The following is a 13,091-nucleotide window of genomic DNA, read 5'->3' on the forward strand; positions in this document are numbered from 1 at the left end:
GCGGACGGCTGGGCGGGCTCAGGCGGTTGTACTGGGGCGTCGGTCACGACCCCAATAATCTCACGCGCCCAGGCACGACGGCCCGAGGAGGGCCTTCAGGTCACCCATGAGTGCCGACGACGGCGTGACCCGCAGCGATTCATTGAGCCGCAGGACGGTCGAGCGCTGCTCGCTGACCAGCGTCACATGCACGTCGGACGGCCCGGGATGACGGCTGAGCACCTGCTTGAGGTCGGTCACCCGGTCGGGGGTGCACAGCCTGGCGCTGATGGTCAGGGCCAGCGGCTTGGCCGCGCCGGAGGCCTTGAGATCCGGAACGGCGAGATCGTTCGCGATGATGGTCATGCCGTCGTCGCGATACTTGACCTGTGCGCGGACGAGCACGATGTTGTCCTGGGCGATGTCCATCGCGAACGCTGCATAGGCCCGCGGGAAGAAGTAGACCTCCACGCCACCGACGAGGTCCTCGACGGTGACCGCGGCGAACGACTCCCCCTTCTTGGTCACCCGGCGGTTCACGTTCGAGATGATGCCGCCGATGGTGATCTGGGTGCCGTCGGCGACGTCGCCCTCGAGCAGGCTGGTGATCGACGTGTCGGTTTCGGCGGCAATCGCGTGCTCGACGCCGGCCAGCGGATGGCCCGAGACGTACAGGCCTAGCATCTCCCGTTCGAGAGCGAGCTTGTGCTTGGATTCCCACTCCTCGTCGGGCACCTTCACCGCGAAGACCTCCGCCGCCGAATCGTCGCCGCCCATGTCGCCGAACAGGTCGAACTGCCCCATCGCTTCGGCCTTCTTCGTGCCGAGCACCGAGTCGACGGCGTCGGCGTGCACCAGGAACAGGCCTTTGCGCGGATGCTCCAGGGAGTCGAAGGCGCCGGCCTTGATCAGCGACTCGGTCACCTTCTTGTTGCAGGCGCCGACGTCGATCTTGGCCAGGTAGTCGGAGAAGCTGGCGAACTTTCCCTTGGCGGAGCGCGAGGCGATGATCGAGTCGACGACGCCGGTTCCCACGTTGCGGATGGCGGCGAGGCCGAACCGGATATCGGTGCCGACGGCGGCGAAGTTCGGCTGCGACTCGTTGACATCGGGCGGGAGGACGGTGATCCCCAGCTTGCGGCAGTCGGCGAGATAGATCGCCGACTTGTCTTTGTCGTCGCCGACCGACGTGAGCAGCCCGGCCATGTACTCGGCGGGATAGTTGGCCTTGAGGTAGGCCGTCCAATAGGACACCAGCCCGTACGCCGCGGCATGCGACTTGTTGAACGCGTAGCCGGCGAACGGCAGCACCGTGTCCCACAGCGCCTTGATCGCCGCCTTGGAGAAGCCGTTGTCGACCATGCCCTTGGCGAAGCCCTCGTAAGCCTCGTCGAGGACTTCCTTCTTCTTCTTTCCCATGGCGCGCCGCAGGTTGTCGGCCTGCCCCATCGAGTAACCGGCGACCTTCTGCGCGATCTGCATGATCTGCTCTTGATAGACGACCAGGCCGAAGGTTTCGGCGAGGATCTCGCGCAGCGGCTCTTCCAGTTCCGGGTGGATGGGCTTGACCTGCTGACGGCCGTTCTTGCGGTCGGCGTAGTCGTTGTGGGCGTTCATCCCCATCGGGCCCGGCCGGTACAGCGCGCCGACGGCGATGATGTCCTCGAACACGGTCGGCCGAAGGCGGCGCAACAAGTCGCGCATCGGCCCGCCGTCGAGCTGGAACACGCCCAGCGTCTGCCCGCGCGACAGCAGGTCGAACGTCGCCGGGTCGTCCAGCGGCAGCGTGTCCATGTCCAGCTCGATGCCGCGGTTGCCCTTGATGTTCTCCAGCGCGTCGTTGATGACCGTCAGGTTGCGCAGACCGAGGAAATCCATCTTCAACAGGCCGATGGCCTCGCACGACGGGTAGTCCCAGCCGGTGATGATCGCGCCGTCCTGGGGGCGCTTCCACACCGGGATCGCATCGGTCAGCGGCTCGCTGGACATGATGACCGCACAGGCGTGCACGCCGGCGTTGCGGATCAGCCCCTCCAGTCCGAGCGCCGTGTCGTAGATCTTCTTGACGTCGGGGTCGGACTGGATCAGGTCCCGCACCTCCGAGGCCTCGCCGTAGCGCTCGTGGGAGGGGTCGGTGATCCCCGACACGGAAATGTCCTTGGCCATCACCGGCGGCGGCAGGGCCTTGGTGATCCGGTCGGCGATCGCATAGCCCGGCTGCCCGAACTGCACGCGCGCCGAGTCCTTCAGTGCGGCCTTGGTCTTAATGGTGCCGAACGTGATGACCTGGGCGACCTTGTCCTCGCCCCACTTCTCGGTGGCGTAGCGCACCATTTCACCGCGGCGCCGATCGTCGAAGTCGATATCGATATCGGGCATCGACACGCGCTCGGGGTTGAGGAAGCGCTCGAAGAGCAACCCGTACGGCAGCGGGTCGATGTTGGTGATGCCCAACGCCCACGCGACGATCGACCCGGCCGCCGATCCGCGGCCGGGTCCGACCCGGATTCCGACCTCGTGGGCGTGCGCGATCAGATCGCCGACCACGAGGAAGTAGGCCGGGAAACCCATCTGGATGATGATGTCGAGTTCGAGGTTGGCCCGGTCCAGGTACTCCTGCGGAACGTCGCCTCCGGGGAAACGCCGCTGGGCCAGGCCGGTCATCACCTCCTTGCGCAGGAAGGTTGCTTCACTCTCGCCCTCCGGCACCGGGAACACCGGCATTCGGTCGCGGTGGGTGAACACCTCCTCGTAGGACTGGACGCGCTCGGCGATCTCCAGCGTCGAGTCACAGGCTCCCGGGACCTGCGCGTCCCACAGCTCGCGCATTTCCGCCGCTGATTTGAGGTAGTAGCCGTCGCCGTCGAACTTGAACCTCGTCGGGTCCGACAGGGTTTTGCCGGTCTGCACGCACAGCAACGCCTCGTGGGCGCCGGCATCGGTCTGGGTGACGTAGTGGCAGTCGTTGGTGGCGAGCGGCTTGATGCCGAGTTTCCGGCCGATGTCGAGGAGCCCGTCGCGCACCCGGCTCTCGATCTCGATGCCGTGCTCCATCAGTTCGAGATAGAAGTTGTCCGGGCCGAAGATGTCGCGCCATTTGGCCGCGGCCTCCAAAGCCTCCCGCTCGTGTCCGAGGCGCAGCCGCGTCTGCACCTCGCCCGACGGGCAGCCGGTCGTCGCGATGATGCCCTCGGCGTACTGCGCGATCAGTTCGGCGTCCATGCGCGCCCATTTGCCCAGCTGCCCCTCGATCGAGGCCAGCGACGATAGCTTGAACAGGTTGCGCAGGCCGGTCGCGTTCTCCGCGACCATCGTCATGTGCGTGTACGCTCCGCTACCCGAGACGTCGTCGGAGCGCTGGTCCGGGGTGCCCCATTGCACACGCTTGGTGGAGAACCGCGATTCCGGTGCGATGTAGGCCTCGATGCCGATGATCGGCTTGATGTCGTGACGTACCGCGACGTTGTAGAACTCGCTGGCCCCGTACATGTTGCCGTGGTCGGTCATCCCGATCGCGGTCATGCCCAGGCGCTTGGCCCCGGCGAACAGGGGACCGACCTTCGCCGCACCGTCGAGCATCGAATACTCGGTGTGGTTGTGCAGGTGGACGAAGGAGCGCGAGTCGGTCACGGCGTCCACTCTAGGTCGGCGGTCCGACAGTGGCAGCGCGGCACGCCAGCCCGTGACGAATGAGACGGGCGTGACTGCGGAGCCGTCCGACGACGACCCGAATCAGCCCTCCCGGAGCACGTCGAGGGCGTGCTGGAGATCGGCCGGGTACGGGCTGACGAAACGCACTTCGCGCCCGTCCGCCGGATGCGCGAACGACAATTCTCGTGCGTGCAGCCACTGCCGCTCCAGCCCCAGCCGGGCGGCCAGCACCGGGTCGGCGCCGTAGGTCGGGTCGCCGCAGCACGGATGGTGCATCGCCGAGAAGTGCACCCGGATCTGGTGGGTGCGCCCGGTCTCCAGTTTTACGTCGATCAGTGACGCGGCGGCGAACATCTCCAGCGTGTCGTAGTGGGTGATCGATGGCTTGCCGTTCGCCGTCACCGCGAACCGCCAATCGCTGCCCGGGTGGCGGCCGATGGGCGCGTCGATCGTGCCCGACGGCGGGTCGAGATGACCCTGGACCAGCGCGTGGTAGCGCTTGTCGACGGTGCGCTGCTTGAACGCCCGCTTGAGCACGGTGTACGCGTGCTCGGAGGCCGCGACGACCATCAGCCCCGACGTGCCGACGTCGAGACGCTGCACGATCCCCTGTCGCTCGTGGGCCCCGGAGGTCGAGATGCGGAACCCGGCGGCGTCGAGCGCACCGATCACCGTCGGACCCGACCATCCCTGCGACGGGTGCGCCGCCACCCCGACCGGCTTGTCGATGACGATGATGTCCGAGTCGTGGTAGATCACCTCCAGGTCTTCCACCGGAGTCGGCTCGATCCGCAGCGGCTCCGGCGGCGCCGGGAGCAGTACCTCGAGCAATGTGCCGGCGCGCAGTTTGTCGGACTTGCCGACGACGGCCCCGTCGACGGTGATGTCACCCGCCGCCGCGAGTTCGGCGGCCACCGTCCGGGAGATCCCGAGGATTCGCGCCACCCCCGCGTCGACCCTCATCTGCGCCACGCCGTCGGGCACCGGCAACGACCGTGATTCACGCACGGGCGTCGTCGGTCTCGTTGTCGTGGCGCTCGTCCCCCTCGGACCGGCGCCTGGCCGCCCAGCCGCTGCGGCCCCCGTCGTAGTCGTAGCCCAGGACCGTCAGCACGACCAGCAGGACCGCGCCGCACACCACCGCAGAGTCGGCGACGTTGAATACCGGCCACCAGCCGATGGCGACGAAGTCGACCACGTGTCCCTGCAGCGGTCCGGGTGCCCGGAACACCCGGTCGGTGAGGTTGCCCAGCGCGCCGCCGAGCACCAGCCCGAGACCCAGGATCCACCATCGCGAGCGCAGATTGCCCGCCAGGCGGATGATCGCCACGGCCACGACCGCTGCGATGATGCTGAGGATCCACGTGTAGCCGGTGGCCATGGAGAACGCGGCGCCGCTGTTGCGCAGCAAGAGCAGCCGCGCCCAGTCGGTGCCCAGCAGGTACACCGGGTCCCGCCCCTCCAGTTCGGCGACGGCCCACGTTTTGGTGAGGACGTCGAGAACCCAGATCGCGAGGGCGACCCCGAGCACGGTCAGGGTCGTCGAGTATCGCTTTTGCACGACGACCAGGGTACGTGGCGCGGGTGCGGGGCCCAGTACGCTGGGCCCGTGCTCACCCGGTTCGCCACCACGTCGACGCTGCGCCGTGCCGCCGCGATCCCGCTCGCCGGCGTGCTCGCCGCGCTGCTCGTCGCGTGCGGCGGCGGTGACGACGCGGTCGACGACGGCCCGTGCGCCACCGGCGCAACCACCGCCGATCCGGCCGTCCGGCCGATCCCGCTCGCGGCGCCGACGGTCGAATTGATCTCCGCGGGAGCGGCGCCGCACCGGGTGCTGCGAGCCGCCCCCGATCGCGCCAGCGCGCAGCAGGTGCGCGCGACGTCGACGACGACCGTGCTGTCGCGCCTGGCCGACGACGGTGCGGGTGCTCCGGCCGAGGGCGATGCGGCCTCGCGCGAGGATCAGACCGTGACGGTCGGTCTGACGGTGCGCCACCACTGTTCCGACGATCAGGACGTGGCGCTGCGCTTCGACACGCTCACGGCAACCGACCCGGTGCTCTCGGCCGATCTCGGCAAGGACGCGGGGTCGCGCGGCGGACTCACCCTCGGAGCGGGCGGCGTGCCGGTGTCGCTGCGGCTGTGGCCCAATCCCGGCGCGCCGACGACGGCGCGCGCTGTCATCGAGAACACGCTCGCGACGGCGCTGCAGAACCTCGTCGCGGTGCCGTCCGAGCCCGTCGGCGTCGGTGCGAGCTGGCGCGCGGTCCGCACCGTCCTCGGCGCGACTCCCGTGCGACAGACGGTCACCGCGACCTTGCGGGCACGCACCGGCGACACCGTCGACCTCGACATCTCCGTCGACGAGACACCGACCGGGTCGGACTACACGGTGCCGGGAACCGGCAAAACCTTGCGGATAGCGCGCTACACCGCACTGGGCAAGGGCACCGCGCGCCTCGACCTGCGCCGCGCCCTACCGGTCGGCGGCTCCCTGGACGTGCGCGGCGCCCGCGAACTGGTCGGGGCCGACGCGGGTCGGCCGCTGGTACAGCAAACCCGCTACCAGCTCCAGTGGAGCCGGTAGCGGGTTCGTCGTTCTGCTCGTCCTAGCCGGCCGGCTTGGGCGTGCGCGCGGACGGCTTCATCGTCGCCGGGCACATCGCGGTCTTGACGTCGTTGCCCTCCAGCAGCGGACACACGGTGTTCCTCGACAGCTTCCAGCGACCGCCGGTGTAGACGATGCTGGCCTCGGCCTTGGCCGGCGGGTTCTCGCCGATCTTCACCTGCACCTTGACGGTGGCCTTCTTGGGGCCGGCCGGGATGACCGGCGGGATGATCTTGTAGGTCGCGTCCGGGTTCTCCTTGCGGGCCTGGACCAGCTTGTCGAAGACGTCGGGGTCCTTCTCCGATCCCTCGACCAGTTTGGTCTTCTCCGCGTTGGGAACATCGGGGTCCAGCGCCGTCTCCAGCATCTGGTTCAGCACGGCGACCGTCGGCCGCTTCTTGGCATTGGTCAGTCCGCTCAGATCATCCGCGGCGCCTGACGCCGCAGGCGCCGACGCCTGCGTCGACGTGCTGATCGGAGGCAGCTCCGGCAGGCCGTCGTCGTCGTTGCCGCCACAGGCAGCCACCGACAGCGCCATTCCGGCCACCATCACACCGGCGAAAATCCTCGGTAGTTTCACAGTCCATTTCCTTCTCTGACGGCGCACAAGGTCGCGCACCACTATGCCAAAGCCCCCGTAGAGGCTAGTTCACCACGCCCGCAACCCGCGGTTCGCATGAGTCAACACGCCGTCAACGCTTGACCCCACCGGTTGGTTCCCACACGCTAGACCCATGGGGTCGAAGCGGATCGTGCTCATCACCACAGGCGGTACGGTCGCCGCACACCAGACCGCAGGCGGCGCGGTCCCGGTCCTTCACTCCGGCGACCTCATGAATCTGGCTCGGGAGGCCTCTGACCAGGCCGGTTCGGCAGAAACACCCGAGATCACGACCATCGACCTGATGACGCGCGACTCCTCGGCGCTGCGCACGACCGACCAGTTCATCATCGCCACCGCGGCCATCGGGGCGCTCTCGGATCCCGATGTGAGCGGGGTCGTAGTGACACACGGCACCGACACGATGGAAGAGACCGCCTACCTCGTCGACCTGTACGCCCACGACCCGCGGCCGATCGTGTTCACCGGCGCCCAGTTGCCCAGCGACCACCCCGATGCCGACGGACCCGCCAACATCGTGGCGGCCATCGCCTGCGCGGTCGATCCCGAATCGGCCGGCCGGGGCGTCCAGGTCGTCGTCGGCGGTGCCCCGCAGCCGGTCCGCGGATTGTTCAAGGTCAGTACCGACTCGCTGCGCGCCTACGACGTCGTGCACCCGTCGCTGGGACGCCCCCTGGCGGACCTGCCGGTACCCGCCGGCCGCACCGCCCGCGTCGACACCATCGCCCTCTACCCCGGCGTCAGCCCCGGGATCATCGCCGCCGCGGTCGCCCAGCACGCGGCCGGAATCGTCCTGTCGGCGACCGGGTCGGGAAACACCCATCCCGATATCACCGCCCAGGTGTCGCTGGCGGTACAGCAGGGGGTCATCGTCGTGGTCAGCACCCGGGTCCCCTACGGCGAAGTGGCAGCCCGGTACGGCGGCGGCGGTGGAGCCGTCGACCTGGTCGCAGCCGGCGCGATCGTCTCGGGCTGGTTGCGCGCACCGCAGGCCCGGATCGCCCTGGTCGCGCTGCTGACCGCCGGCGCCACCCGCGACCAGGTCGCCGACTTCCTGGCTCGCTCGGCTCCGGCGTAAGGTCGCGCCGCCGACCGTGCCCACATTTCCGCCGACCGTGCCCAGTTCCACGCCGACCGTGCCCACATTTCCGCCGACCGTGCCCAGTTCCACGCCGACCGTGTCCACATTTCCGCCGACTGTGCCCAGATTTTGCGCCGACCTACCCAACTCCGCACCCAACTGCCGCCGGGGTAGGTGAGTTCTAGACACTGCCGCGAGATTGTGGGCACGCTCGGCGAGAATGTGGGCACAGTCGGCAAGAATGTGGGCACACTCGACGAGAATGTGGGCACGCTCGGCGAGATTCCGGGCACGCTCGGCGAGATTCCGGGCACGCTCGGCGAGAATCTGGGCACGCTCGGCGAGAATCTGGGCACGGTCGGCGGGTTCAGTCGTCCCAGGCCAGCGAAGCGAGCGGATCGGCCACGTGCAGGGCCGGCTCGGGCAAGGAGAAGGTCCTTGCCACCCCCGGACCGGTCGCGCGGGTCTCGAAGCGAACCGTCACCACACCGTGTCCGGTCCCCTGCACCCAACCGTGTCCGAACTCGTCGTGGCGGACATCGGATCCGGTCGTCCACGACGGATCGGGCCCGTCGTCGTCGGACGCCGGAGTCGGCTCGTCGTCGGGCGCAGGAGTCGGCTCGCCGCCGAGCAGTGGGACCGGCCCGTTGGGCACCGGAACCGGCCCGTCGTCGGGCACAGGAACCGGCCCGTCGTCGGGCACAGGAACCGGCACGTCGGCCTGCTCGCCGGCACGGACCAGTACCGCCGCGCCGTCGAAGGCGCTGTCGAAGTCGTCCTCGTCGAGGTCGGGACCCGTCGCGACATCGTCGGGAGCACTGTCGAAGAGGGTGAACTGCTCGGCGGCGGTGAGACCGGTGTATCCGACCCCGACGAGCCTGATCGGCCCGACCTCCAACGGGTCCAGCGCGAGCCGCTGTGCGGCCGCCGTGAGGTCGTGCAGGTCGGAGGTACCGACGGGCAGGGTCGCCGAGCGCGTCAGCACCGACATGTCGGCGCGTTTGAGTTTGACCACCACCGTGCGGGCCAGCCGTCCGTCGGCCAGCAGCCGTCGGTGCGCGTCGGCGGCGGCGCGGGTGAGCTCCTCGCGCAAGGGGCCGAGGGCGACGATGTCGACGGCCAGCGTCGATTCGGAGCTGATCTGTTTCGCCTCGGCACGCTCGTGCACTGGGCGGTGGTCGACGCCCCTGGCCAGTTCGTGCAGTGCCGCACCGATTTTGGCGCCGAGTACCGAGGCGGCCTCGCTGGGGTCGAGCGCGGCGAAGTCGCCGATGGTCTCGATCCCCAGGCGCACCAGCCGGTCGCCGGACACCGGCCCGATCCCCCACAGTTTGCGCACCGGCAGCGCGTGCAAGTACGCGAGTTCCCGGTCGGGTTCGATAGCGAGCACCCCGTCCGGCTTGGCCGCGCCGGATGCGATCTTGGCGATCTGCTTGCCGCTGCCCAGCCCGACCGACGCGGTCAGCCCGGTGCGCCGGCTGATCTCGGCGCGCAGTTCCTCGGCGAAGGCCCGCGCATCGGCGACGCTCGCCCCGGCGAGCTCGGCGGGTTCCCCGAACGCCTCGTCGTAGGACAGCATCTCGATGACCGGGATGCGCGACCGCACGACGTCGAACACGCGCCCGCTCGCCGCCCGATACACCGCCCCTCGCGGCGGCACCACCACTGCTCCGGCGCCGACGAGCCGTCTGGCCTGGTGCATCGGCATCGCCGACCTCGCGCCGAACGCCCGCGCCTCGTAGCTCGCCCCGGCGACCACGCCCCGCCCGCCGCGACCGCCGACCAGGACCGGGCGCCCCCGCAGCGTCGGGCGCGTCAACTGCTCCACCGACGCGAAGAAGGCGTCCATGTCCAGGTGCAGCACCCACCGGTCACCGGTCGGGGTCATCGGCCCCGCCGGTTGCGCTCCCGGCGCCGTGCGCCGCCGCCGACCATGTCAGGCCTTGCGGATATCCGCGCTCGCACCGTCGCCGAGTTCAACCGAACCGGATGCGCCGCCGGCGTCGACCTCGAACTCGGTGGCCAGCACCTCGCCGGCGATGAGGCTCGCGTGCGTCCGCGCCCAGTCCGCGCGTTCGGCCGGGACCGCCAGGCGCACCGCGATCCGGTCGGACACGTCCAGATCGAGCTCGCGGCGTGCCTCCTGCAGTTCGCGGACCCGGTCCTTGGCCCAGCCTTCGGCCTCCAGCTCCGGGGTGACTGCGGTGTCGAGGACGACCAGCCCGGTCCCGCCGGGCAGCTCGGCCGTCGAATCCGGCGCGGTGGCGACCAGCTTGCGCGTGTATTCGCCGTCGTGCAGTTCGATGCCGTCGGCGACGACGACTTCGGACCCGTCGTCGGCCGCGACGACCGACCAGTCGCCGGACTTGACCGCCTTGATCACGCGCTGCACGTCCTTGCCGAGGCGCGGACCGGCGGCGCGCGCGTTCACCACGACCTCGCTGCGGCCGAACTGCGATGGATCCGTGTGCAGTGCAACGGATTTCACGTTCATCTCGTCGGCGATCAGATCCGTGTAGGGCGTCAGCCGCTCAGCCGTCGGCGAGGCGATGGTCAGCGCGGGCAGCGGCAGCCGGACGCGCAGATTGTTCGCCTTGCGCACGCTGGAGGTCACCGAGCACACCGCGCGCACGTCGTCCATCGCGGCCACGAGGTCGGCGTCGCCGCGCAATTCGTCGGCCGTCGGCCAGTCGGTGAGGTGCACCGAACGCTCACCGGTGAGGCCGCGCCAGATAGCCTCGGTGGCCAACGGCAGCAGCGGCGCGGCCAGCCTGCTGGCCACCTCCAGCACGGTGTACAACGTGTCGAAGGCGTCGGGGTCCTCGTCCTGGCCGGCCCAGAATCGCGACCGCGACCGGCGCACGTACCAGTTCGTCAGCGCCTCGCAGAACTCGCGGAACGACTCACACGCCCCGGAGATGTCGAATACGGCCAGCGCATCGGTGATCTCGTCGCGGGTCTGGGTCAGCTTGGCCAGGATGTAGCGGTCCAGCACGTTGTCCGAGTCGGTGCGCCACGTCGCCGGGCGCTCGGCGTAGAGCTGCAGGAAGCTGTAGGCGTTCCACAGCGGCAGCAGTGCCTGGCGCACCCCTTCGCGGATGCCCTGCTCGGTGACCACCAGGTTCCCGCCGCGCAGGATCGGCGAAGCCATGAGGAACCAGCGCATCGCATCGGAGCCGTCGCGGTCGAACACCTCGTTCACGTCGGGGTAGTTGCGCTTGGACTTGCTCATCTTCTGCCCGTCGTTGCCGAGCACGATGCCGTGTGCCGCGACGTTGCGGAACGCCGGCCGATCGAAGAGCGCGGTCGCCAACACGTGCAGGTTGTAGAACCACCCCCTGGTCTGGCCGTTGTACTCGACGATGAAATCGCCCGGGTTGTGGGCGATCTCGCCGGTGGCGGGATTCCCGTCGAACCAGTCCCGGTTCTCGAACGGGTAGTGCACCTGCGCGTAGGGCATCGATCCCGACTCGAACCAGCAGTCGAGCACCTCGGGGACGCGGCGCATGGTGGACGCGCCGGTCGGGTCGTCGGGATTGGGCCGCGTCAGGTCGTCGATGTAGGGCCGGTGCAGATTGTCCGGGCGGACGCCGAAGTCGCGCTCGAGTTCGTCGAGCGAGCCGTAGACGTCGACGCGCGGATAGGCCGGGTCGTCGGAGACCCACACCGGGATCGGTGCGCCCCAGTAGCGGTTGCGGCTGATGTTCCAGTCGCGCGCTCCCTCCAGCCACTTGCCGAACTGCCCGTCCCGGACGTGCGACGGCGACCAGTTGATCTCCTGGTTGAGCTCGATCATCCGGTCGCGGATCTTGGTGACGGCGACGAACCAGCTCGGCACCGCCATGTAGATCAGCGGTTGCCCCGAGCGCCACGAATGGGGATACGAGTGCTCGATCGTCTCGTGCCGCAGGATGCGGCCGGCGGCCTTCAGGTCCTTAATGATCGCCGGGTTGGCGTCGAAGACCATCTGCCCCTCGTAGGGGGGCACCTCGGCGGTGAACCGGGCTCCCTCGTCCAGTGGGCGCACGACCTCGATCCCGTTCGCCGTCGCGACGTCCATGTCCTCTTCACCGAAGGCGGGCGCGAGGTGGACGACACCGGTACCCGATTCGGTCGTCACGTAGTCGGCCAGCAGCACCACGTGTGAGTTGGCGTGGCCGGCGAAGTAGTCGAACGGCGGCGTGTAGCGCAGTCCCGCCAGTTGGGCGCCCGTGTAGGTTCCCACCGTCTCGGGCTCCTCGCCCAGCTCCGCCCGGTAGGCGTCCAGCCGAGCGGTCGCCAGCAGGTAGTGCTTCCCGTTCTCCGCTCGCACGTGCGAGTACTCGATGTCGGGGTGCACGGCGATCGCCAGATTCGACGGCAGCGTCCACGGCGTGGTGGTCCAGATGAGCGCGTCGACCCCGTCGAGCGCGGCCAGCTCGCCGTCGGCCGACAGCGGCATGGTGACGGTCACGGCCGGGTCCTGCCGCATCCGGTAGGCGTCGTCGAGCTTGGACTCCTGATTGCTCAGGGGCGTCTGCTCGTACCAGCTGTAGGGCAGCACCCGGTAGCCCTGATAGACGAGCCCTTTGTCGTGAAGCGCTTTGAACGCCCACATGACCGACTCCATGAAGTCGAGATCGAGTGTCTTGTAGTCGTTGTCGAAGTCGACCCATCGCGCCTGCCGCTGGACGTAGCTGCGCCATTCGCCGGTATAGCGCAGCACCGAATCGCGGCAGTACTCATTGAACTTGTCGACGCCCATCTGCTCGATCTGCGCCTTGTCGGTGATGCCCAGCTGCCGCTCGGCTTCCAGCTCGGCCGGAAGGCCGTGGGTGTCCCATCCGAATCGCCGCTCGACGCGCTTGCCGAGCATGGTCTGGAACCGCGGGATGACGTCTTTGACGTAGCCGGTGAGCAGATGGCCGTAGTGCGGCAGTCCATTGGCGAACGGCGGCCCGTCGTAGAACACGAACTCCGGCGCCTCGGCCCGATTGCTGATCGAGGCGGCGAAGGTGTCGTCGGCGTCCCAATAGGCGAGCACATGTTGCTCGACGTCGGGGAAGCGCGGTGCACGCGGACTCCCGTCCGTCAGGTCGACGACGGGATAGGGGCGGTCGTTGGATGCCACGTGGGTACCTCCGTGCTCGTCACTGGCACGGGGACGCCGC

At 68.9% G+C, this 13,091-nt stretch carries 8 protein-coding genes; 2 read left to right on the top strand and 6 right to left on the bottom strand.

Annotated elements, in window-relative coordinates; genetic code table 11:
* Positions 1 to 60: 60 nt before the first annotated feature.
* The 3 genes from dnaE to lspA all read right to left on the bottom strand — a co-directional run bounded on the left by dnaE (position 61) and on the right by lspA (position 5,227).
* Positions 61 to 3,609 carry a DNA polymerase III subunit alpha gene (gene dnaE / locus GOARA_RS09925; protein ID WP_007322224.1) on the bottom strand — a complete coding sequence of 1,183 codons (3,549 nt, stop codon included), beginning with the start codon at positions 3,607 to 3,609 and terminating at the stop codon, positions 61 to 63.
* A gap of 102 nt (positions 3,610 to 3,711) precedes the next feature.
* Complete coding sequence (locus tag GOARA_RS09930) at positions 3,712 to 4,638, bottom strand: RluA family pseudouridine synthase (protein ID WP_007322225.1); 927 nt, start codon at positions 4,636 to 4,638, stop codon at positions 3,712 to 3,714.
* On the bottom strand, positions 4,631 to 5,227 hold the full coding sequence (lspA, locus tag GOARA_RS09935) for a signal peptidase II (protein ID WP_138947634.1): 597 nt from the start codon (positions 5,225 to 5,227) through the stop codon (positions 4,631 to 4,633). The genes GOARA_RS09930 and lspA overlap by 8 nt, the downstream gene beginning before the upstream one ends.
* Positions 5,228 to 5,239: 12 nt before the next feature.
* Here lspA and GOARA_RS09940 point away from each other — a divergent pair, with 12 nt between their 5' ends.
* On the top strand, positions 5,240 to 6,217 hold the full coding sequence (locus tag GOARA_RS09940) for a hypothetical protein (RefSeq protein WP_007322227.1): 978 nt from the start codon (positions 5,240 to 5,242) through the stop codon (positions 6,215 to 6,217).
* Between the two features lie 22 nt (positions 6,218 to 6,239).
* Here the strand turns inward: GOARA_RS09940 and GOARA_RS09945 are convergent, their stop codons facing one another.
* Complete coding sequence (locus tag GOARA_RS09945) at positions 6,240 to 6,818, bottom strand: WKL family lipoprotein (protein ID WP_007322228.1); 579 nt, start codon at positions 6,816 to 6,818, stop codon at positions 6,240 to 6,242.
* A gap of 154 nt (positions 6,819 to 6,972) precedes the next feature.
* Here GOARA_RS09945 and GOARA_RS09950 point away from each other — a divergent pair, with 154 nt between their 5' ends.
* A complete protein-coding gene (locus tag GOARA_RS09950; protein WP_007322229.1) occupies positions 6,973 to 7,938 on the top strand; it encodes an asparaginase in 966 nt (321 codons plus the stop codon).
* A 370-nt stretch (positions 7,939 to 8,308) separates the two neighbouring features.
* Here GOARA_RS09950 and GOARA_RS09955 read toward each other — a convergent pair whose 3' ends face one another.
* Positions 8,309 to 9,829, bottom strand: a complete 1,521-nt coding sequence (locus GOARA_RS09955; protein ID WP_007322230.1) for a DNA polymerase IV — start codon at positions 9,827 to 9,829, stop codon at positions 8,309 to 8,311.
* Between the two features lie 48 nt (positions 9,830 to 9,877).
* Complete coding sequence (gene ileS, locus GOARA_RS09960; protein ID WP_007322231.1) at positions 9,878 to 13,051, bottom strand: isoleucine--tRNA ligase; 3,174 nt, start codon at positions 13,049 to 13,051, stop codon at positions 9,878 to 9,880.
* Positions 13,052 to 13,091 lie beyond the last annotated feature (40 nt).

This window comes from Gordonia araii NBRC 100433 (genome assembly GCF_000241265.1).
In the GTDB taxonomy this organism is placed as follows: domain Bacteria; phylum Actinomycetota; class Actinomycetes; order Mycobacteriales; family Mycobacteriaceae; genus Gordonia; species Gordonia araii.

What these genes read in the sequence shown, in the direction of transcription:
- GOARA_RS09950 (WP_007322229.1), top strand. Translation starts at nt 6,973, where the DNA reads ATGGGGTCGAAGCGGATCGTGCTCATCACCACAGGCGGTACGGTCGCC.
- GOARA_RS09955 (WP_007322230.1), bottom strand. Translation starts at nt 9,829, where the DNA reads ATGACCCCGACCGGTGACCGGTGGGTGCTGCACCTGGACATGGACGCC.